Below are 22,487 nucleotides of genomic sequence, written 5' to 3' on the forward strand. Positions count from 1 at the left end.
CAGCGTAGGTTCTTGTTCTTTGTTAATGTTTTCGTTGTTTCTCCAATCCCAATTTCCGGATATTTCCGGAGAGGAGCATGCTATGTGTCTTGCGATTCCAGTCGAAGTACTCGACCTCTTGGAAGGTGAACGGGCAGTTGTCGAGATGGGCGGTGTCAGAAAGACGGTTTCTGCAGCGCTCATAGACGGTTTGAAAGTTGGCGACTATGTGATTGTCCATACCGGATTTATCTTGGAAAAGATGGACATCGAAGAAGCAGAGAGAACGCTTGCTCTCATGAAGGAGTACGCCTCAAATGCGGATAATTTCGAAAGCGATGTTCCTTATGCTGCTTAGGAAAGAGGTATGTAGGCAGGATGAGGCATTCTTATTTCACGATTCTTAGGAAGATTGTTCTTTCTGGTTTCCAGACTGCTTGCAAAAGGTGGCGTGGTTGCCTATACTACTGTGGAAAGTCGCCAGAGGAAGCGACTTTCCACTATCATATTCCGGCGTAGCTCAGCGGTAGAGCGAGGGACTGTTAATCCCCAGGTCGCAGGTTCGAATCCTGCCGCCGGAGCATCATAGGACTCTGGGCATATTCTGCCCAGAGTTTTGTTGCATCTAAGGGCAAATTGAGAGGTTCTAACCGATTTCGAATTGCTTTTTCCTCTTTTGCTAACTCTTCCATCGTGATAAGCTCATTTTTCCTTGTAATGCGCAGTTTTCTGTCTTTCAAGAGAAGGTTCGAACCGAGATAGGACAACACATCTTTCTTTTCCTCAATCGTCCCTCGTTCAAAGCGGATTTTCCCAACCTCGGCAAAGTTGAAGAGGTATTCTGCCCGCTCCAACCAGTCATCAACCGCTTTGTCTGTTTCTTCCAACAACCCCATCAGGCGTTTCCTCTCTGTTTCCAAAACAGCCTTCTTACGGAGGAAGGTTTCCTCATCAATCTGTCCTTTAGCTCGCATTGTTACCAGTCCGTCATACTCTGCTACGCAAGTATTGTAGGCTTTCTGTTGTGATGAAATCATTGTCTTCTTGTCAGAGAACTCTCGCCCACTATCTTCCCCGATGATTTTCATCGCCAGCTCCCTGAACTCTGGGGGGATGGCAATAGCATCCAACTCTTTCATTATCTGGTCTTCCAGCTCATTATCGCGTATGGTTTTCTGCTTGCACAAACCTTTTCGTTTGGTGCAGTGGTAATAGGTATAGTGTCGGGTGATGCCGTTTTTCTGGTGCTTGGTTTTGTTTTCAGCCGTGATAAGACATCCGCACTCCTCACAGCGAATCATCCCTGTAAAGGCGAAGGTATAGGTTCGGAGGCGCGGGTTGCCTTTCCTCCCCAAAAGTTCCTGAATGTGGTCGTATTCGCCCCTCTCTATCATCGGCTCGTGTTTCCCCTGATACCAGTTGCCGCTTTTCTTTGGGTATTCAAACTCTCCATAGTAGAAGGGGTCGGTGAAGATACGATATGCAGTGCTTCTCGTCATTTTTCCACCATTCTTCATTCGCAAGCCCCACTCGTTTGTTGCAATGTCTAAAATCTTGGGCGGTGTATAGTTTCCTGTCAGCATCAGGTCAAACATTTTCCTTACGAGTGGAAAGCGTTCCTCATCTCTGGTGATTTCTTTATCGCCTTTCTTCTTGAGGGGATTGTGGATATAGCCGATGGTTGAAAAGGAAGGATACCAGCCACGCTCCGCTTTGGAACGAAGTCCGCGCTTGGCATCCACGCTCAAGTCCCGCACGAATTGATTTGCCATTCCTAGCTCTACCGCCATCACGATGACATTATCAGTAGGATAGTAGCTTCTGCCGTAAGTGTAGATATGCTTCACGATATTTTGTTGCAGCATCCAGCTCACTTCTCCGCCATCAATCGGATTTCGTGCCAAGCGGTTCAGTTTCCAACAGATGATACCGTCCGCCTCTCCCTTCTTGATGCGTTGCATCATATCCGCAAAGACTTCACGCCCTGGAGCTTTTGCCGATTTTGATTCGGAAAAAACTTTGACGACATTCAGATTGTTTTCTTCTGCCAGTTTTGTCAGCTCGTCTATCTGGGAGTCAATGGATGCCATCTGCCTGTCCTCGCTCTCGGAAGATTTCCGAGCATAGATGAAGTAGCGGTTCGCATCACTGTTTTGTTGGTTGTTCATATAATTATAATTTTGGATACTCAAAAGGCGGCTCTGGCACCCAACATACACCTACGAAGGCTTTTGTCGGCAGAACCGCCTTTTCAGGACAAAATAAAATCGTAGGATTGTAATATGCTGGGTGCATCTATATTATACCAGATTTCTTGGATTTCTCGTAGAGGAAGCCAGCCTGTCTGTAGAGCCGTTCAAGTCGCCGTTGCTTCTTTGTTGGGCGCCCTCGGTAGTAGGGTGTCTTTATCTTTTCCTCCAGCTTTTCAATTTTTTGGTCTATATCAAGGATGGAAAAGAGTGGATGGTAGCGATAACTTCTGTTCTGTTTTTTCGAGCTGTAAGTGAGGTCGTAGCAATGCCTACAGGCGAAGTAGTCTCCATCCTTATAAAGCACTCCTACGCGCCTCCCGCAGTAGTTACCGCTTTGATACCACGTACAGATGAACCAGAAACGCTTGCCTCCATAGCGGCAGGGAGTTGTCGTTAGTGGTATTTTGTAGTCAAAGTCCTTCTTCTCCTCTGTAGAGTGGTCGGTTTGGGTATAGTGGATGCGAAGATAGTTTTCGCCGTTCATCGTAGATACCTCAATCCCAACACTACTTTTATTTTCAGACCAGCCGCTTGTCCAAGTGATAGTACCAGAGCGCCATCCGCAGAAATACTCGTGCTTTCTCAAGAAGCTCGCTTTGATTTTCTTTACATCATCAGCCTCTGTTTTTCCACCATATGACCATCTGCCCATATTGAGATATTTTTACCGAAATCATTTGAGAATAGACTGTTTTAATCGAGTCCGCTTTCAACAATTGTTCCGCCGAGCATTTCCACTGCCATTTCAATCGCCAGTTTTTCATCATCTTTTACCCCACCCCCCGTTTCACTGTTTCCTTCAACGCTTTCTTTCTCTGGAGTGGTAGCAGGGAAGATGAGGATTTTCCGCTTGTCGTTTGGGTCTTGTTCCTGGGTGATGAGTCCCGCTGTTTCCAGCATCGGGAGTATCTGCATCCGAAGTAGACTATTATCCAGCATCTTTCCGTGGACTTTGTAATGCTTTTGTAGTATTTCTTGGCGGGTGATGCCGAGCTTGCCTGTTATGTCTTCAAAACTCGCACTCCGTCCATCATTTTTTTCTTTCCAAGCAGAGAGGATGATTTCTTGATAGAGGTCGTAAACATAGGGCGGAAGGTTGAGTTCCTGGCTCACGGAAATCTTTGCCCAGAGTTTGAATGCCTCATCCACATCGCTTGCGTTAGCAATGATTGTTTTTCCTTCTTTCTCTCGCCACCAAAGATTGAGAATAGCGAATGACTTGATGATAGAGATGAGGCGTTTGATGTCGCGTGAGTGGCGAGGCTTGAGCATTTTACATTGTGAGAGGAATTGTTCCTTCACCGCACTCTCCGCATCAATCTTTATGTCGTGGATATTCGCTTGCTTGATAGCACGGATGCGTTCTTTGAGAAGCGCCCGCTCGGGGTCTTCTTCCAGCCAAGCATTGAATGCGTCGCTATCGGATGCTTTTCTCACAGCTTGCGAAATACTTTCCCTGATTTTGTCCTGATTTATCTCGGGGCTAAGAAGGAGAAAACGAGTTGCTTCCTGTTCATCTATCTGGAGTCCTGCCGTGCAGAAAATGACGGATGGATAACCGCGTAGAATGATGTTCTTGGTGCGGAGTCCGTGCTTCTCTCCTTTGTCGGTAATCTTGATATTGATTTCTTTCTTGTCGTGAGAGAGGAGCGGACGCAGATGAGCGAGAAGGTTGCTATGTGGTTGGTCTAGGAAGATGACTATTTTCCGCGAGAGGTCTACGAGATAGCCTTGCAGTTCTTTGTTGAACTCTCCTGCATCGTGGAAGAAGGCGGTGGGAGAACAATAGGCAAGCTCCATCACATCCTCCTCGGGGAAGAGTCGTGCTATCTCGGTCGGGATATAACTTTTACCAGTGGAGGAGGGGGCATTGAAGCTGATATTGAATTGTGAATCTTCAGAATAGGCGGATAGCTCGCAGAGGAACGCAGCTATCTTGTTTTCTACATCGTGCTTGATGGTGAGATTGAGGATATTGGCGAGGTCTTGAGAGGAAAGGGGGGAGAAGTGTGCAGGGTCAATCTTTTCAGGATAGGGCGTTGCTAGTGAAAGCAATTCTTCCGTCGTCCCGCTGTGTTTGGTGAAGTAGTCGGTGATATCTCCGCCCGCCCCCAGTGTTTCAGGGAGATGGATGATATGAGTTTCGGGTGCATTCAATTCTGCAATCAATCCCGCTGCTCGCTCTGCTCCCTTCTTGCCTGCCGTATCATTGTCGTAGCAAACGAAAACATTAGAGAACTGGCTGAAGTGTTCCGCCCATTCCTCTTTGAAAGTTCCCGCGCCGTGCGTAGAAGTTACGGCAGCGATACCTTTGGACTCCAAAAGCAATCTGTCCATCTCTCCCTCGCAGAGAACGAGTCTATCAATGCCAGGTTTTGAGAGGTTTTCCCAGTCGTAGAGTTGGGCGCTTACCCCTTTGGGATAGGTGATTTTGTCATCTCCGAAGTTGGGGTCTTGGCGGAGCTTGAAGAAGGCGTAGTTTCCAAAGGTGTCTTTGATGGGGATGGTAATCCACTTCTTGCGATAAAAAGTTCCATAGCCGAGCTTGAACCGTGTGATAGTCTCGTCGCTTATACCACGCGCATTGAGATATTGGCGGATACCCAAGGGCAGTTTCTGATAGCAGTCTTCCATGAGTTCTACGCTGAACTCCTGCTTGGGCGTTCTCGGTGTCCCTGAACTGTCCCCGCAGTGTTTCTTCAGGGTAAGGAGGTTTCCTTTCGCACCACATTTCTTGCAGTCGTATTGTCCCGTCTCTTTATTGAAATACAGATGGGCTTCTCCCTCTCGGCTGTCCTGGTCGCAGGAACTGAAAAGGCACTTGGTGATGAGTTCATTTCCCCGCTCGGTGTAGGGGATGTTTTTTTCATTGAGATATTCGCTAATGGTCTGTGGGGTCATAAAATTATGGTTAGAGAGTAATTGGTATGCTCTACGGAATTATGTTCACTGGCGGTCAGTTTTACCCCCAGTTTCTGTCGTCTTCAAGGGGTTTGAAAGGCAGTCCAGATGACGCAAGAGGACTCTTTTATCGCTTTGAGCATAGTCGTCCTTTTGCACGAGTTTTTGGAACCAACGATGCAGGATGGGTCGGGTGAAATGTTGTCCTTTCACTGCCTCGGCAAAACAGATGAAGGAACTCCAAAATGGTTTCTTCTCCATGATGTTTTTGAATCGTCTTTCAATTGATTTCATAGCGTTTGCTTATTGGGTAATTTTCTGGCGTCGTTCTAGTTCGCGGAACTCTTCCTCGTCCATCGGCTTCAGGACAATTTTGAGGAAGCGGACAAGCGCTGCCAGTTTTTCACGCGCCTCTTCCACGCCGATTTCTTTCTTGAATCGGTTGAGGTAGAGTTCTTGGAACTTGGCGATGTGCTTGTCCGAGGGCATAGGGTTTATTCGCTGTAAATTCGGTTTTTGAGCATTTTTATCGTGTCAAAAAACCCTCTTGCTCCAAGAGAGAGCTTGTCTGCCCAATATTCTTTGAGGGCATCCTCTATGAGGGGGTCACGGCGAAAAATGAATTGAACCTTTCTGGGGTTCTCTCTGTTGAGAGAAACAAGCTCAAATCCTAGATGCACCAGGGCGGCGCTCCCGCCTAGGTCATGGCTATAGAAATAATGTTCCTTATCGTCCAGGGGAATGTATTCCAGCTCCTGGTCTCTGGGTTCTGCTGTAGCCATAGTAATTTTGTTAATGATTATGGCCACTTCGGCAAAGAAAAAAGCCAAAGCGTTGTGCCTTGACTCTATGATTGTGAATGATTTGCGGATACCGCAGTGAAGAAAGTGAATGTTACTTTTCAATCCATATCCACTTCTTCTTTTCTTTTACACCCTTCTTTTCTATTGGAAAGTAAGCCCTTTTCCCTACTTTGAGTTTGGATTTAAGTAAGCGAATCGTGTCATCTACATCCTTCTCCTTCTTGAAATAGTGAACATGATTATTCACCAAAGGATTGCCCTCGCCTTTTATCTCTTCGAGAGTGAATGGAGTGTTCTTGCTCCCGTCCATAATGGTAAGGAGGGCAAAGCCCTTACTACCTTGGTTTACCTCACCCCGCTCGTCTCTTAGAGTAATGTCGCCAGTCTCAGGGTAAAAACGAAGCTTCTCCTTATCATTTCTTAAAGGCAAAGTTACCGAAGGCATTTTTTGAATGCGTTTCAAGACTTCCTCGGCTATCTTTTCTCTTTCCTCATTTCGAGCAACAATTCTTTTCATCACAGTAACTTGACCCTGTATTCGTTGCTTAACTTCTGGCGACAGTGCTCGCAAAGGTGGGAGCTTGGATTCGGTCTTTCCTCCTGCCTTGTAGACCTTGCCGTCTTGCAGAAAAAATCCCGCATGAATGAGATAGACATTGAGTTTTTCCTGGAATTCGTGCGCCTTCACCACATCCCCCTCAAAGAAGAGTGGATGCACAATACCTTCTAGGATTTTAAAAAGGATGACATGGTCTTTTACTGAAGTGCAGGAGTAAAAAAGAAGAATCCTGTAAAAAAACATCGCTCGGCTGTATTTTTTGTAGTCTGACTCGGTAGGAGCGGGGAGGGGTCTCCTCATTGTCTGTCGTATGTTCTTTGCGCTGTATACGTCATTGATGTCTATCTTAAAATCTTCCAATAAAAGCAGTCCCTTGTATAAATCCCTACTTACACCACACTCCTGGAGGAATCTTGCCATTTCGGAGTGACTTTTTAGTCCTTCCAGTGAATCTATTTCTCTGGCTACGAGCTTCAGGGCGCGACTGGAAATAATGCAATTTTCTTCTCGAATAGTATCTTCAATTTTGTTCAAATTCTGAATAGCGAGCTCGGGGTGAATGATAGGCCTCAGCTTCGCTTCAAGATAAGCGAATCTGTCTTTGTCAATCCGAACTCGCGTTCCAGTGTAAGAAAAAATATCGGGTAATTCAACGATTGTTTTTGTCACATACTCGTCTGGTCTATACTTCACTTTCAGTCGATAAGTGACTTCGATAATTTTTCTCTCATGAAGATTACTCAACCCTTCCCGAGCGTCTTCATCCGAAGCCTTATTTCGCTTAATTTTGTCCAAGGGAAGAGGGAATTCGTTGGAGCCACTTAGCTCCTGAGAAAGACGGAGGGCATTTACAACTTTCCATAGCTTTTTCTTGGCTTCATCGGAGAGCTCCCTCAGAAAAGTGTCTATTTCTGGAGTAAAGAGGGGTTTTATATCGTAGGTTGGCATATAATTTTCATTCTCATTTTTGACCGAACACTAATTCAGTGTATACTAATGGTATCAAATAGTATGAAAAAATCAATGACAGACAAGAAAATCGGCAGTGAGGAGATTCCAGAACTGTTCACCCTTGAAGAAGCCTGCGAGATGCTCAAAGTGCACCCAAACACACTTCGTCAATGGGATGCGAAAGGCATTTTGCCCGCTATTCGTATTGGGGAAAAACGTATGCGACGGTATCACAAGGAGGATATTCTCAAATTTCTTGAAAAAAAGTAGCCATCCTTCGTACAAATTACTATTAAAAAACATTAAGATTACGATTTGAATATGTTTGAACAGACTTTCAAGAATATAGACGATATTTTACACAAAGACGCTGGGTGTAGCAGTGAGCTGGATTATGTTGAGCAAACCTCCTGGGTATTGTTTTTGAAATATCTCAATGATTTAGAGGAGGACAAAAAGACAGCCGCCGAACTGTCTGGCAAGAAATACGAAAGCATAATTGAACCAGAGTTTCGTTGGAATAATTGGGCGATGCCGAAAAACAAAGATGGTAAGCTCGACCATCAGACAGCGCTTACAGGGGATGACCTTGTTGACTTCGTGAATATCCAGCTTTTTCCTTATCTGAAGAAATTCAAAGCTTCCGCTGAAAGCGCCGACACCATTGAATACAAAATCGGTGAAATTTTCAGTGAGCTAAAAAACAGAATCCATAGTGGCTATAATCTCCGTGAAATTATCAATCTCATTGACCAGCTCCGATTCAGAACGAATGCTGAAAAGCACGAGATGAGCCATCTCTACGAAGCCAAGATTCAGAACATGGGCAATGCTGGTCGTAATGGAGGTGAATACTATACACCGCGCCCGCTTATCAAAACCATAGTAAAGGTAGTGGCTCCAAAAATCGGAGACAAGATTTATGATGGTGCAGTCGGCAGTGCTGGCTTTTTATGTGAAGCTTTTAGTTATTTAATGGAAAGTAAGGGAAAAAAGGAAAATCTTACTCCAAAGGATATTGAAACTCTTCAAAAAAATACATTCTACGGTAGTGAGAAGAAATCATTGGCGTATATCATTGGCACGATGAATATGATTTTGCACGGAGTAGAGGCTCCGCACATTGTACATACCAACACTTTGGCTGAGAACATTGCCGATATTCAAGAGAAAGACCGCTATGATGTGGTACTCGCCAACCCGCCTTTTGGAGGGAAAGAGCGGGTAGAAGTGCAACAAAACTTTCCCATTAAAACTGGCGAAACTGCCTTTCTTTTTCTTCAGCATTTTATAAAAAAACTCAAAGCGGGTGGCAAGGCTGGTGTGGTTATCAAGAATACTTTTTTGAGCAATACGGACAATGCCTCAGTGAGTTTGCGCAAGCTTTTGCTGGAGAATTGTAATTTGCATACTGTATTGGATTTGCCAGGGGGAACTTTTACGGGAGCTGGCGTGAAGACGGTGGTATTATTTTTTGAAAAGGGAAAGTCGACCAAAAAGGTTTGGTTTTATCAGTTGAATCTGGATAGGAATCTAGGGAAGACCAACGCATTAAGCGAAAAAGATTTGGCTGATTTCGTGAAATTACAGAAAACCAAGGCCGAGAGTGATAATTCCTGGGCTGTGGATGTGGCGGATGTGAATCAGAAAACTTTTGATTTAGGGGCTAAAAATCCTCACAAAAAAGCTGAGGCTACTTTACGTCAGCCACAAGAAATAGCGGAAGAGATGAAAAAGCTCGACAAGGAAAGTGCCGATATTTTGAACTCAGTTTTGAAAATGATATGAAACAAGATTGGGAAACAAAAAAATTAGGCGAAATATGCTCGATAGAATTAGGTAAAACTCCCTACAGGGGAGATGAGTCTTTTTGGGACAAAGAAAAAGAAACAAGAAATGTTTGGTTGTCCATTGCGGATTTATTGAATGTTAATGGAAATGTTGTATCTGACAGCAAGGAGTATATCTCTGATAAGGCAACTAAATTATCAAAGTTGGTTGAAAAGGGCACCCTGCTCGTTAGTTTCAAATTAACATTAGGTAGGCTCGCTTTCGCTGGCAAGGATTTATATACAAATGAAGCTATCGCTGCTTTGGTTATAAAAGACAAAAAAATAATTGATATAAATTACTTGTATCAATTTTTGTCATTTTTCGATTGGAATTTGGCTGCGGAAGGAGATGTTAAGGTGAAGGGAAAAACACTTAATAAAGCCAAGCTTAAAGAAATTGAAATTATTTTCCCAAGTTCATTAAAAGAACAAAAACGCATCGTATCCATTTTGGATAGAGCTCTTGCTGATGTAGAAAAAGCTAAAGCCAATGCTGAACAAAACCTCAAAAACGCCAAAGAACTTTTTGAAAGTTATTTACAGGGGGTGTTTGAGAAAAAAGGAGATGATTGGGAAGAGAAGACCTTGGGGGATATAGGAAAACCTTCAATGTGCAAAAGAATATTAAAACACCAAACTTCATCAACTGGTGATATTCCTTTTTACAAAATTGGTACTTTTGGTAAAGCACCTAACGCTTTTATCTCTAGAGATATATATAATGAGTTTCGCACTAAGTATTCTTTTCCAAAAAAAGGAGACATCCTCATCTCTGCTTCAGGTACTATAGGTAGACGCGTTAGGTATAATGGTGAACCTGCTTTCTTTCAAGATTCAAATATTGTTTGGATTGATAATGACGAAAAGCAAGTTTTGAATGATTACCTGTATGTTTTCTATGAATTTTGTGACTGGCAACCATCTAAAGGAGCTACAATTGCGAGGCTGTATAATAGTGACCTTACAAGAATAAAAATTGTATTCCCGAAATCTCTTGCAGAACAAAAAAACATCCTTAAAAAAATAGATGCCCTTTCGGCAGAAACAAAAAAACTCGAAGCCATTTATCAACAAAAAATAAAAGATTTAGAAGAGTTGAAAAAAAGTATTTTGCAAAAAGCATTTAACGGTGAGCTGTAAAAAATTACCATTACAATAAAAATATGAATGAAGCAGAGACAAGAGCTGAACTCATAGACCCAGTATTGAAATCCAGTGGCTGGGGCGTGATTGATGGCTCGAAAATTCTTCGTGAATACCATATAACCGCGGGGAAGATTCAGGCGGGAGGAGCAAGAGCGAAGAAGCTCACTGCTGACTACATCCTTGTCTACAAAGGCGTTAAGTTGGCTGTGATTGAGGCCAAGAGCGATGAATTGGAAGTCGGGGAGGGTGTTGCGCAAGCCAAGCAATATGCTGAGAAACTAGACCTGAAGACAGCCTATGCCACGAACGGAAGAGAAATATACAGTATTGGGATGACTGGTAATGACAGGGGCGTAGTTGAAAAATACCCAACCCCTGACGAGCTTTGGAATGAAACATTTTCAGACCAGAACGAGTGGAGGGATAGGTTTTCTCTCGTACCTTTTGAAGACATCAACAAAACAAAGCCCCCGCGCTTTTATCAGGAAATTGCCGTCAATAATGTTTTGGAGGCCGTAGCCAACAATAAAGAGCGGATACTATTAACTCTGGCAACGGGAACGGGCAAGACTTCGATTGCTTTTCAAATTGCCTGGAAGCTGTATCAGTCACGCTGGAATCTGAAACGTGATGGTGGCAGGCGACCGCGGATACTTTTTTTGGCCGACAGGAATAACCTTGCTAACCAGGCCTTCGGCGAGTTTTCTGCATACTCAGCATTTCCCGAAGATGCTTTGGTGCGCATCAGTCCCAAAGAAATCAGCAAGAAGGGGAGCGTACCGACCAATGGCAGCATCTTCTTCACTATCTTTCAGACATTTATGAGTGGCACGGATGCTGAAGGGAAACCTGCCCCCTATTTCGGAGAGTATCCTGCCGATTATTTTGATTTCATCATCATAGATGAGTGCCATCGTGGCGGAGCGAATGACGAAGGGAACTGGAGGGGGATTTTGGAGTATTTTTCTCCAGCAGTCCAGTTAGGTTTGACGGCCACGCCAAAGCGTAAAGATAATGTGGATACGTATAGATACTTCGGCGAGCCAGTGTATGTCTACTCTCTCAAGGAGGGTATCAATGATGGATACCTGACTCCATTCAAGGTGAAGCGTATTTCGACTACCTTGGATAGATATATTTTCACAAGTGATGACCAAATTGTTGAAGGGGAAATTGAAGAAGGGAGATGGTACGAGGAGGCTGACTTCAATAAAATTATTGAGATAAAAGAAAGAGAAGTCAAGCGTGTGAAGGTTTTTATGGATGAAGCCGACCAAAATGAAAAGGCTATTATCTTTTGTGCTACACAAAACCACGCTGCCGCCGTACGTGATTTGGTAAACCAATACAAGAAAAGCACCGACCCAAATTACTGTGTGCGTGTTACCGCCAATGACGGAGAAATAGGGGAGCAGTTCCTGCGAGAGTTTCAGGACAATGAAAAGACCATCCCTACTATACTCACCACTTCTCAGAAGCTATCAACGGGAGTGGATGCGAGGAATATCCGCAATATCGTCCTGATGCGACCAATAAACTCGATGATTGAGTTCAAGCAAATAGTGGGGCGTGGAACACGGTTATTTGATGGCAAAGAGTTTTTTACCATCTACGATTTTGTAGATGCCTATCATCATTTCGCAGACCCTGAGTGGGATGGCGAACCCGTAGAATTAGAAACAACGGAAAAGGAACCAAAAAAGAGTGTAGAGGAGCCAAGGGAAGAGAAGGCAAAGGAAGAAGAGACTGAAACAAAGCCTAAAAAAGTGAAGGTAAAGCTATCAAACGGGAAAGAGTTGGAAATACAGCATATGATTGCCACTTCATTTTGGAGTGCCGATGGGAAGCCTATTTCGGTGGAGGAATTTCTACATAACCTCTTTGGTGAGTTGCCGAAATTCTTTCAGAGTGAGGATGAATTACGAGAAATCTGGAGCAATCCCATAACGAGGAAAAATCTCCTAGAACGCTTGGCTGTCGCAGGGTATGGCAAGGACGAGCTGACCAATTTACAGAAGCTCATTGACGCTGAGAAGAGCGACCTTTTTGATGTTCTTGAATATGTATTCAATAGCGATGTGAAGCCAATTACAAGGGAAATGAGGGTAGCTGGTGCGCAATCAACGATATTCGCCAAGCTTAGTAGTAAGCAAAAGGAATTTATTGAGTTTGTGCTGAGTAAATACATTGAAACAGGAGTTGAGGAGCTTGACCAAGAGAAACTTCCAGACTTGTTGAAGATTAAGTATCAGTCTCTTGAGGATGCAAAGGAAGAATTGGGAGAGGTTATAAATATCAGCTCGTTATTCATTAACTTCCAGCCGTTCTTGTATAAAAGCGATAATGTCCGCCAATACGAGAGAATGAGTGTTTGATTGTTGAGCTATGCTTTCAATAGAAGAAGCCCGAAAACTCTTGGGAGATGATGGCAAAGAATATACCGACGCCGAAGTTGAACAAATCAGGGATGAGTGCCGAATACTCGGGGAAATCATCTTTGAGAGTTGGATGAAAGAAAAGAATAGTGATAAACAGGGTGGGGTAAATCTTACACGCCTTGTTCCATAAACCTCTTTAGCCCGAAGTAGTAGAACTTTGACTCCTTATCCTCCTGTATAGAGGTTCTAATAGTGTTCAGTAGGCGGAGCAGGGTAGAACGAGGTTAAAATAAGGCTTGTTTTATTTTTATTTGTGAGGATGGACAAAGTTGGAGATCTTTGTTAGGGTATGAAGTCCAAATGGACACCATGGTTCCTTAAGTTAATGATTATGCTTGCGAGGTGACAAAATGGCACGGGCACAAAGTGTTCTGGAAACCCTCGACCGGCTTATTGAGAATGGTGAGCTGAAATCGACTGTCGACCAATATGTAGACTCTTTAAGAGTGAGTCCAAGCTCTTTCTACCAGCAAGAGCTTCGGAGGAAGGGATATGAATCCGCAGAAAAACTCCTCGATGATGTTATCCGGCGCAGAAGCTTGCGTGAGTTCTCGGACGCCATCGAACCTATTGCTGTCGGTATGCGAGATATTGCTTCCTCGGCCGAAAAAACCGGCGTATATTCTTCGGTAGTCAATGGGGATAGTACGTCGTCTTTTTCTCCAGTCTACTTCGATTCCGATACCGTCTCGGTGGTGGTAGTCTATGGCTTACCGCGACACAAAGGGTGTGGCTGTACCCAACCGGATGGGGCGGAGGTTTTTGGACAGAGTGGGACGTTGCCCTTGAAGGCATTGTTGCTCATTGAGTCGTCCGGAGGAAATCACAAGTTGTATTTGGTGTTTCCGATGCGAAATGACTCGGTTGGAGTTGTAGAAAGAGGCTTTGCGTCCATATCAATAAGGCGAGATGGAAGTGTTGATGGTGTAGACCTCGTTTCGCATATGACGACAGATAGCTTCCTCCAGTATAAGCTCGGCATCGTTTCTGCGGATCCGGCATTGCGAGTGTCTTCTTCGTCGGGTGGCTCGTTGGATGATCGCCTTGGATTTCCGGGAGCGGAACGGTATTTACTGGAGCACCTTCCACGGCTTGGTCCATACCTCTCGACCATTGCCGCACATCAGACACATTAGAAAATTAGCGCGTTTGCGTGGCCCCGACAACTTGACTGTCAGGGCTTTTTTTATGCCCAAGCCCACCCGATTCCTTTCATCGTATTCACAATTTCTCGCCAATTCAAAGTTCCAAGTACGTTTGCGCCAATGGGAGCAAACGAAAACCACGTCCGAGAGGGTGTGTTTTTTGTTTGAGGAAGGATATATACTGCGGAAGAGAAGAAGGGGTCAAAGGAGGTGGCTGAACCATTTTATTGGCCCAGAAGAAACACTGAGGACTGGGGATGAATGGGAATACACCGATGGAGCGGCTCCGGGAATTGGGAAGTGTAAACTTGACGGTGCAATGGTACAGTTTTTGACAAAAAGTAGTGAATAGACTATAATAATCGCATAGTATTCACTAAAAAGTATGACTATAACCAAACCGATTCAAGAGAAAGACGTTTGGAAGATTGGAGAGAAATCCATAAATCATTCCTGAATTCTATATATTTGTCTCGATTGGGTGATATGGTTTTTTATCTCTAACGGATTATTGATAGAGTCGATGGTTGTTTGGTAGAGTGTAACTTCTTTTGATCATGCCTACCTTGGGTTGATGCGCTGCGTCAATCTTGTGGTAAGGCGGGATCGTCCTGCTTTATCCCGTCGGGCGACCGAGGGGCTGACGAGCGATCGTCTTCATTGCACTCCTCTTGGAGAGTTTGAGATGAAACAAGACAACGAGTTCTTTACAACAGATACAACAAGCGATCATGGCGTTGAGCTGACCGGTATCAGGGCGTATTATCCCTATCTTGTCGGACATGCTTTCAGTTTCAGAGAGGGGACACGCACGTCGGCGTTAGAGGATATGCTTCGTCTCTATGCCACTTCTTCGGTGCAGGATGGCGCAAAGGACAGAGATCAATGGGGGAAACTTGGGAAACGTCTCATTGAGAGCGAATTTTGTGAGAATAATTGGCCTGACGGACCATTTGGAATCAAACGTATTGGTAGTTTGGCCAAACGGAGTGACTGGAATGATGAGCGTTCCATTTGTGTTGGTTTTTCCAAGGCTGAATGGAAACTGCAACGTTTTGGCGATTGTCTCGGGATTCGACCGGTAGCGATTGGTCGCAGTGACAATGAATTGCACGAGGAGGCGACGCGAACATTGGAGGAGCTTTCTGCTCAAGCTACTTCCAGACTCTGCTTCCATCGGTTTTACCGGCTTTTCCGTGTGGTGACTCCGCGATACTCCAGAGACTATGATATGGCGGTAGAGTTGTCGGATCTTCGGCATTATATGCCGACGATTCATTGGATCGACGACGCGGTTTGGATGCAACAGGAACTCGTGAAGGACTTCATTGGACAGCATCGAGAGATGGAGTCTGGTGTCGTTGTCGGATCATATCATGGGCTGCCGGTTACCGCGAAGTTATTGTGGGACAAAGATACGGAGACAGGAGACATGGCGCGTCGTCGGGGCACCATCGCTTCCGGGGACGATTCGACGATACGATTTCACGGTGAGTCCTCCGGGTTTAAGATGGCGTACGCCGTCTGTTCTTTGGGCGGGAATCGATGCTTTTTCTCGAAGGGAATCGATCATGACGTTGATTATGTTTGTGAACAGGATGTCATGAAGAATGCTGCTCGCGTTCTGCGCAATGGTCTCGTCGAACTCGAGCACGAGAACATTGTCAAACGGAATCCTTACTGGGTCAAAATGAGAAGAGAGTTTGCGCCCGCCACAACCTAGTTGCTTGCTGACTTGGGGATACGGGATACACACAGAGGGTGGTCGAACAAATGTTCGATCACCCTATTAAAATTTTTCTGCTTTCATTTCCTACAACCACTCCGCGCTTTTCTGAATATATTTCCAATTCAGAGTTCGCAATTCATTTACCAAGCGGGGCACATATTTCGATCGAAAAAACAGAGACTCGACGGAAGGCTTGGTTTTTGTTTTGGTATTGTGGTGGTATGGTGAGGAATAGAGTCAAGAGGAATCCTGTTGTGCAAGAGAAAAAAGGTACCCCTTTTGTGTTTTTTCTTAACTTAGCTTTTGCCAATTTGAAGAAAGTGCTTGATGGAATAGCTAAAAAGATTATGCATAAAGAAGCCAAAAAAATTCCTGAAATAAAGCCCAAAGTTTCTATAGGTAAGCTTGCTATAAGGCGGGCTACTGAAGAAGAAATGAAGGCTCTCGATGCTTTCATTTCTTTACCCCTTAACTCTGCCAAGAATCTCTTAGCGAAGCTTTATAAGGATGACCATTTTTATGAAACCACAACCTATGCTTGGGTGGGACCTGTCGATGCAAAAAAATTGTTTCTATATGGGGTTTGCAAGGAGGTATTGAAAACTTGCATCTCCCTGATGAACAGCAGAGAGTTTTTTCAGGAGGTGCCCCTCGAAAGAGCAAAGGACTCTTTGGAAAAAATCATCTTTGGCTCTATTGGGGATGAACAGTCTTATCGTTCGAGGAAGATGATAGAGCTTCTTGCTCTCCTCATTCTATTTCAAAAGAAAACAAAAAAAGATGAGGAATATCGAATTTACCTATCTGCCGAAAACCTTGATGTTTCTTTATCCCAGCAAAAAGACTTTAAAACACTATATGCAGGACAAGCCATAGCGAATGTTCAGAGGTCTATTGATGACTATGCTGACCGTATCCAGAAAGATTTAGATGTAGTAGGTCAAGCCCCATTTTTTCTTGATATGAATAGGTTTTCTACCAAAAAACCTTCGGTCTTTCTTTCTAAGAGAACAATTTATCTCGATGCCTTACAAAACGCCAATGATGATGAACGCCTCGCCTTAGGGATTTCGTATCATGCTACTTACTCTCGTCTCAGTGTTTCGATTCACCCTTGGATAGGGAGTCACGATTATGGAGAGGAAGATAACAATTTCAAGACTATCAGAGCAAACTTTGGTCATATAGTAACGCTTTGTATGCATGTGATGAGAGTTGCTTACGAACTTGCAGACGAAGACGACCCTCGAGGAATGAAAAAGATTATGGGAGAGAATCTGGAGAAGTCTGAAGCACCAAAGTATATGGCTGTCATGAAAAAGGACTTTCAGGTTGGGGATGTGCTTCTTACTAAGTGGCAAGAATTAGTAGAGATTGTAGAAACCAAAGAGGGGGACTTCGGGTACAAAGCCTATAAACTCAGATTCCTCTCAAGGCCTCCTTTGCCTGAATGTCCAGAAGATTGGAGAAGGGCTGAGAATATTCTTATCAAGCTTGTGGGCAAAGATTCTGCTCGAGCTATGTATGAGCAATCCATGAGAAGCGTGGAGGATGAGGAGTTGGATAGTGTGATGGGAGAGGTGATGAAGCAATCTGATGAATGGCTTCTTGAGTGCGCAAAGGGAATGTATCTAGATATGCATAACGCGAAAGTTCTGGTCCCCATGTTGCTTTCAAACGGAAGTCTCAAAAAGACAGAGACTGAGGAGCCTGAGGAAAAAGCTAAATAGAAGTCTAAACAACCCTATGAAAGAACCTGGATTTTTGATACTTGGTCTTATAGTGATTCTCTTTTTCGTATTTTTCAATCCTTTCCAGAAAGATAACTGGTCACTCTTTGTATACCCAAACGGAGACGTGGCTGAGCAAAGCATTAATACTCTAAATGCCTATGATTCTTTCGAAGAGTGCAGCCAAGGATATGAGTTTTCCAAAAGAACTTTCCCGCAGGCTACCTTCGAGTGTGGGTATAAGTGCAAGATTCAGGACGCTTCTTTAGGCTTGTATATGTGCAAAGAAACAAGAGATTAGGCCAATGCCCATTCGAATTGCTGAAGACCGAACTTGATTTCCTTCCAATCTAAAGTTCTAAAGCTGTCTACTAGGGGGAGCACAGTAGAACGAGCAGAAGCGAGTGCCTCTGCTTTTGTTTTCACAGAGCCATCAATTGTCTCTTTTTTTGGTTCGAAGGCTCGTATTTCTGCTTGTATGATTTCCGCACCCTCTCGAAGCTATGTGAATGGCTCATTGAGGCTGAAGGAAGCGATTTTTCGGTCTTTGATATTTTCGGAACGGTGTTTTTCATAGTTTGCCCGGAAACAGGAATGACTGTAGACTCATAGTAAGTTGAAACCTATGAAAAGACAATCCAAACCAAAAGAAAAAGCATCAGAGATTTTGACACTTCAGGAGGCGTGCAAGATTTTGCATTGCCATCCGAATACGCTTCGAAATTGGGACAACAAGGGATTTCTGAAGGCGATCCGGTTTGGGACGCGAGGAGACAGGAGATATCGGAGAGGGGATGTATTAAAGATCATCAGTAACCACTAAAACTATGGCAAGAATAATTATAAAAAATAACGAGTACTCTCTTTACGACTTCGATAATGAAGCCGAATTTGAAGGGGCTGTTATTGAAAACCAAAAATACCTTTTTGGTAAAGATTCTGTATATGTGGATGTAAAGCGGCTCATTGGGCATGGTACTCATCGCGGTATTCCAGACGCCTTCCTCATTGATTTTTATGATACCAAAAAACCGCAGTTGTACATTGTGGAAAACGAAATTGCATCCCATGATGCATATTCAAATATCACTGAACAAATCGCGCGTTTTGGAGCGAGCGCAGTTTCGTCGACGAATCAAATTCGTAATGTTCTCATCAAGGCAATTGGAGATAAACCCGAAACAAAAAAAGAAATAGAAAGCTACTTGCCTCAAACAGTTTTTAAAACAGTCATCGAGCTTGTTCTTGCTCTTACGGAAAATGATATAAAAGTAGTTGTCGCCATCAATGAAATTACTACTGATCTTAACCTTGCTTTCAATATATTCAAGAATCGTCCTGATCTCGTTCTATTACAGCGGTATATCTCGGGAAGTGAGGTATTGTATTTTTACGAACCAATGCGCGATGAAATTGAAGATATAGAAATTGAAAAAACAAAAACAGGCAAAGCGGTAAATTTCGATACAGTTGTTTGCGCTGCGTTTGAAGATGGATTTAAACATGCTTATACGGAAAATAATGCATGGTGGGCTATCCGGCTTTCACGGGAAGCGCGCGAAAAGTTACAATACCTCGCGATTTATGAAAAAGCACCGATTGCTCATGTGAGTCACTACGCGGAAATTGATCGTATCGAGCCGTATAAAGATACGGGGAAATATATTCTTTATCTCAAAAACAAAAAAACCGTAAAACCAATCAATCTTGGCACGGGAAAAAAGGGTGAGGCTCCGCAAGCTCCACGATATACAACGCTTGAAAAATTACTCGATGCTAAAACGGTGAGCGAACTTTGGAAATAATGCTATGGCAAACAGGTCATTGAACAGTAATCTGCACAAAGCCAACAAAGCAAAAAAAGATGAGTTTTATACTCAGCTCATTGATATTGAAAAAGAACTGAAGCACTACAAAGAACAGTTTCGAGGTAAGGTAGTGTATTGTAATTGCGACGATCCGTATGAAAGTAATTTTTTCAAATATTTTGCCGCCAATTTTAACGCGCTTGGTCTCAAAAAGTTAATCACGACCAGTTATACAAAGTCGCCAATTGCCGGGGGACAGTTGCCACTCTTTGAAGTCGAAGGTTTAAAACCGAAAGGCAAAGAGCCGTTTAAGATTGAACTCAATGAAGTGACAGATAAAGATGCGGACGGTGCAGTGGGGCTGACTGATGTGAAGTGGCTCTTGAAAAATGATGCGAATATCGCCACTCCTCTTAAAGGAAGCGGAGATTTTCGCAGTGAGGAATGCATAGAGTTGCTCAAGCAAGCAGATATTGTGGTGACTAACCCGCCGTTTTCGCTGTTTCGTGAGTATGTGGCGCAGTTAGTTGAGTACAAAAAGAAGTTTCTAATTATTGGCAATGTTAATGCGATTACTTATAAGGAAATATTTCCGCTGATTAAAGATAATAAAATGTGGATCGGTGTTAGTATCCATAGCGGAGACCGTGAATTTAGAGTGCCCGATGATTATCCTTTAAATGCAGCTGGACACAGCATTGATAAAGACGGAAATAAATATATTCGTGTTAAGGGTGTGAGGTGGTTTACAAATCTCGATTATAAAGAGCGTCATGTTGATTTAGTTCTTTATAAAAAATACCAACCAAAAGAATATCCAAGGTATGATAATTACGACGCAATAAATGTTGATAAAACCGCTGATATTCCGCAGGATTATGCGGACACAATTGGCGTGCCCATAACATTTATGGACAAATATAATCCTAGCCAGTTTGAGATTGTTGCCCTTGGTAATAGTCGCGATAACTTTACGCCAAACAAAGTTTACATCAATACAAAAAAGATTATGAAAAATGGTGCCAAACAAAATGGAAACGCTATAAATTGTGTTTTGGCCATTAATCAAACAAAAAAACCAGTAGATATTATCTATTATACGAGTGACAATAGTGATTATTTGGTAGCACCATATGCGCGTATTTTAATTAAAAATAAGAAAGTAAAAAAAGTGATATGAAAATTGATCTACACAAAATTCCAATTCGCGAAGTGATTGCCGGCTACAAGGATAGCGCCGAGGAAGGTGTTGTTGCGTATGAAGGCAAGCTCGATATTCGCCCCAAGTATCAACGGGAGTTTGTCTATACTGGCAAGCAGAGAGATGCTGTGATTGAAACGATCAAAAACGGTTTTCCGCTTAATGTTATGTATTGGGTCAAAACCGATCAGGGAAATTTCGAAGTTTTGGACGGTCAACAACGCACCATCAGTATCGGACAATATGTCACCGGCGACTTCTCTCTCAATGATCGCTTTTTTCACAATCTGACCAAAGAGGAACAAAACCAAATTTTGGATTATGAGTTGATGGTTTATTTTTGCGAAGGCACAGACAAAGAACGATTGGACTGGTTCAGAATCATTAATATCGCTGGCGAAAAACTGTATGACCAAGAACTACGCAATGCGGTTTATACAGGTCCGTGGCTTTCCGACGCAAAACTGAAATTCAGCAAATCAAACTGCGCGGCGTATCTTTTGGCAAATGATGGCGGATCACTGGTAAACGGCTCGCCAATTCGGCAGGAGTATTTGGAAACCGCGCTTTCGTGGATTAGCGAGGGAAAAATTGAGGATTATATGGCAAAGCATCAGCATGAGACAAATGCCGATGAGCTATGGCAGTATTTTCAAAATGTCATTGCATGGGCTCACAAAACCTTTACTAAATATCGCAAAGAGATGAAGGGGGTTGAGTGGGGCAGGTTGTACAACAAGTACAAAGATGTTGTTTATGATGCCAAAGATATTGAGGAAAAAACGCTCAAGCTTATCGATGACGATGAAGTGCAGAGCTTAAAAGGCATTTACGAATATATTTTGACCGGTGAGGAAAAGCATTTAAATCTTCGTCAATTTGACGATAAGACGAAAAGAAAAGTCTTTGAGAAACAAAAAGGCAAATGCGTTTGGTGCAAAGAGACTTTTGAATTTGAAGAAATGGAAGCCGATCATATAACCCCTTGGCATGAGGGCGGAAAAACGATAGCCAAAAATTGTCAGATGCTCTGCAAGGAAGATAACCGGACAAAGGCGGGAAAATAAAATTAGGCGAGAATCACAATGACCAATAAGTACAAAATTGAACATAAGATCCTAACACTGGCTCATTGTGCGGTTATGGAAAAGAAAGACGACCCCGCTTCGTTTGAAATTGACGGTGTAAAATTTTCACATTGGGATTTTAATCACAGGGATGGTTGGTTGACTGATGCTTGGTTAGCAACATCTACAATTGAGGCTGAAAATTTTCATAAAGCCTTCACGAAGTTTATAAAAAAACTCTCTCGTTTGATTCCGAGGATTTCTTTGATTTCACAATCATACATAGAGTATTTATCCGAGCCTTTTATAGTTCACAAAGAAGGAAGCGACACTGCTTTTTTTAGATATACCAACGATACTGATGCGGTAGGGTTGATGTTTATGGAGGGTGAACAAGAGGCCCTTAAAATATTGCTTGATAACAAAATAATTCCTGAAGCTTTTTATTACTATTGGAATGACGCGGTAAATGTGACCGGATACTCTGCGAAATTACTTCTTATGTTTTCGGCGATTGAGGCGATGGTAAAGAAGAATGGGAAAAAGGATTGGAGCTTGATTAACGAAATATTAGGTGTTGATTTAGTGAAAGAACTTTTTGGAACAAAAGAAGAACCAAATACAGGACTTCGACATAGGCTTGTCCATGGTGAATATTTTGGCAATCAAGACAATGGTAAAAACTATCTCGAGCTCGTTCATAATAAAGTCATAAAATATTTTAATGATAAAATCTTTCAAGAATCTTTGATCCACGAAAATGTAACTCACCCGCAAAGACACTTTTTTGGGAATAAACAAGAGTGTAAAACTTTTGTGAAAATCAAAACCGACGGAGGTTTATTTAGCCTTAAAGATTTACTAAAAGATTTTAGCGATAATGGATTCCGCACTCCCGAAAAATATGATCATGTATTCGACGATAAATTAAATTCCACATATTGAA

Annotated in this window: 22 protein-coding genes, 1 tRNA gene and 1 pseudogene; 16 read left to right on the top strand and 8 right to left on the bottom strand. The window is 43.1% G+C overall.

From position 1 onward, the window contains the following. Positions 1–82 precede the first annotated feature (82 nt). Together IPJ67_05080 and IPJ67_05085 are read left to right on the top strand one after the other, a co-directional pair. The gene (locus IPJ67_05080; protein QQR77469.1) at positions 83–337 is read left to right on the top strand and encodes a HypC/HybG/HupF family hydrogenase formation chaperone; all 255 of its coding nucleotides are present in this window, start codon (positions 83–85) and stop codon (positions 335–337) included. Positions 338–488: 151 nt separating this feature from the next. Beyond that, a tRNA-Asn gene (locus IPJ67_05085) sits at positions 489–560 on the top strand. Here IPJ67_05085 and IPJ67_05090 read toward each other — a convergent pair. The 8 genes and pseudogenes from IPJ67_05090 to IPJ67_05125 all read right to left on the bottom strand — a co-directional run bounded on the left by IPJ67_05090 (position 522) and on the right by IPJ67_05125 (position 7,442). Continuing rightward, positions 522–1,373: a zinc ribbon domain-containing protein gene (locus IPJ67_05090; protein QQR78046.1), complete on the bottom strand. Its 852-nt coding sequence runs from the start codon at positions 1,371–1,373 to the stop codon at positions 522–524. The two genes, IPJ67_05085 and IPJ67_05090, sit on opposite strands and share 39 nt — an antisense overlap. A gap of 306 nt (positions 1,374–1,679) precedes the next feature. Next, positions 1,680–2,147, bottom strand: a pseudogene (locus IPJ67_05095) (recombinase family protein). Between the two features lie 127 nt (positions 2,148–2,274). Continuing rightward, positions 2,275–2,883 (bottom strand): hypothetical protein, encoded by a 609-nt coding sequence (locus tag IPJ67_05100; protein QQR77470.1) that lies wholly within the window; start codon positions 2,881–2,883, stop codon positions 2,275–2,277. 41 nt (positions 2,884–2,924) lie between these two features. Beyond that, positions 2,925–5,132 (bottom strand): toprim domain-containing protein, encoded by a 2,208-nt coding sequence (locus tag IPJ67_05105; protein QQR77471.1) that lies wholly within the window; start codon positions 5,130–5,132, stop codon positions 2,925–2,927. A 45-nt stretch (positions 5,133–5,177) separates the two neighbouring features. Further along, positions 5,178–5,426 carry a hypothetical protein gene (locus IPJ67_05110; GenBank protein ID QQR77472.1) on the bottom strand — a complete coding sequence of 83 codons (249 nt, stop codon included), beginning with the start codon at positions 5,424–5,426 and terminating at the stop codon, positions 5,178–5,180. A gap of 9 nt (positions 5,427–5,435) precedes the next feature. Then, positions 5,436–5,621 carry a hypothetical protein gene (locus tag IPJ67_05115; protein ID QQR77473.1) on the bottom strand — a complete coding sequence of 62 codons (186 nt, stop codon included), beginning with the start codon at positions 5,619–5,621 and terminating at the stop codon, positions 5,436–5,438. A gap of 5 nt (positions 5,622–5,626) precedes the next feature. Further along, positions 5,627–5,914, bottom strand: a complete 288-nt coding sequence (locus IPJ67_05120) for a hypothetical protein (protein ID QQR77474.1) — start codon at positions 5,912–5,914, stop codon at positions 5,627–5,629. 112 nt (positions 5,915–6,026) lie between these two features. Next, on the bottom strand, positions 6,027–7,442 hold the full coding sequence (locus IPJ67_05125; GenBank protein QQR77475.1) for a hypothetical protein: 1,416 nt from the start codon (positions 7,440–7,442) through the stop codon (positions 6,027–6,029). A 63-nt stretch (positions 7,443–7,505) separates the two neighbouring features. On the opposite strand from IPJ67_05125, the gene IPJ67_05130 reads away from it, so the two are divergent. From IPJ67_05130 to IPJ67_05195, 14 genes are all read left to right on the top strand, one after another. Then, positions 7,506–7,715 (top strand): helix-turn-helix domain-containing protein, encoded by a 210-nt coding sequence (locus IPJ67_05130; GenBank protein ID QQR77476.1) that lies wholly within the window; start codon positions 7,506–7,508, stop codon positions 7,713–7,715. Positions 7,716–7,766: 51 nt separating this feature from the next. Beyond that, complete coding sequence (locus IPJ67_05135; GenBank protein QQR77477.1) at positions 7,767–9,233, top strand: N-6 DNA methylase; 1,467 nt, start codon at positions 7,767–7,769, stop codon at positions 9,231–9,233. Beyond that, positions 9,230–10,417 carry a restriction endonuclease subunit S gene (locus IPJ67_05140; GenBank protein ID QQR77478.1) on the top strand — a complete coding sequence of 396 codons (1,188 nt, stop codon included), beginning with the start codon at positions 9,230–9,232 and terminating at the stop codon, positions 10,415–10,417. The genes IPJ67_05135 and IPJ67_05140 overlap by 4 nt, the downstream gene beginning before the upstream one ends. 23 nt (positions 10,418–10,440) lie before the next feature. Next, on the top strand, positions 10,441–12,798 hold the full coding sequence (locus IPJ67_05145; GenBank protein QQR77479.1) for a DEAD/DEAH box helicase family protein: 2,358 nt from the start codon (positions 10,441–10,443) through the stop codon (positions 12,796–12,798). Between the two features lie 10 nt (positions 12,799–12,808). Beyond that, positions 12,809–12,991 carry a hypothetical protein gene (locus IPJ67_05150; GenBank protein QQR77480.1) on the top strand — a complete coding sequence of 61 codons (183 nt, stop codon included), beginning with the start codon at positions 12,809–12,811 and terminating at the stop codon, positions 12,989–12,991. Between the two features lie 220 nt (positions 12,992–13,211). Then, positions 13,212–13,997 carry a hypothetical protein gene (locus tag IPJ67_05155; protein QQR77481.1) on the top strand — a complete coding sequence of 262 codons (786 nt, stop codon included), beginning with the start codon at positions 13,212–13,214 and terminating at the stop codon, positions 13,995–13,997. A 583-nt stretch (positions 13,998–14,580) separates the two neighbouring features. Then, positions 14,581–15,729 (top strand): hypothetical protein, encoded by a 1,149-nt coding sequence (locus IPJ67_05160; GenBank protein ID QQR77482.1) that lies wholly within the window; start codon positions 14,581–14,583, stop codon positions 15,727–15,729. Positions 15,730–15,989: 260 nt separating this feature from the next. Next, on the top strand, positions 15,990–17,465 hold the full coding sequence (locus IPJ67_05165; protein ID QQR77483.1) for a hypothetical protein: 1,476 nt from the start codon (positions 15,990–15,992) through the stop codon (positions 17,463–17,465). 16 nt (positions 17,466–17,481) lie between these two features. Beyond that, a complete protein-coding gene (locus IPJ67_05170) occupies positions 17,482–17,766 on the top strand; it encodes a hypothetical protein (GenBank protein QQR77484.1) in 285 nt (94 codons plus the stop codon). Positions 17,767–18,090: 324 nt separating this feature from the next. Beyond that, positions 18,091–18,288 (top strand): helix-turn-helix domain-containing protein, encoded by a 198-nt coding sequence (locus IPJ67_05175; protein QQR77485.1) that lies wholly within the window; start codon positions 18,091–18,093, stop codon positions 18,286–18,288. A 4-nt stretch (positions 18,289–18,292) separates the two neighbouring features. Further along, positions 18,293–19,270 (top strand): hypothetical protein, encoded by a 978-nt coding sequence (locus IPJ67_05180; GenBank protein QQR77486.1) that lies wholly within the window; start codon positions 18,293–18,295, stop codon positions 19,268–19,270. Positions 19,271–19,274: 4 nt separating this feature from the next. Continuing rightward, positions 19,275–20,453, top strand: a complete 1,179-nt coding sequence (locus IPJ67_05185; GenBank protein ID QQR77487.1) for an adenine-specific methyltransferase EcoRI family protein — start codon at positions 19,275–19,277, stop codon at positions 20,451–20,453. Further along, complete coding sequence (locus IPJ67_05190) at positions 20,450–21,541, top strand: DUF262 domain-containing protein (GenBank protein ID QQR77488.1); 1,092 nt, start codon at positions 20,450–20,452, stop codon at positions 21,539–21,541. The genes IPJ67_05185 and IPJ67_05190 overlap by 4 nt, the downstream gene beginning before the upstream one ends. 18 nt (positions 21,542–21,559) lie before the next feature. Further along, positions 21,560–22,486, top strand: coding sequence for a hypothetical protein (locus IPJ67_05195; GenBank protein ID QQR77489.1), 927 nt, complete (start codon positions 21,560–21,562; stop codon positions 22,484–22,486). Position 22,487 lies beyond the last annotated feature (1 nt).

Source organism: Candidatus Moraniibacteriota bacterium, assembly GCA_016699385.1.
Classification (GTDB): domain Bacteria; phylum Patescibacteriota; class Minisyncoccia; order Moranbacterales; family UBA1568.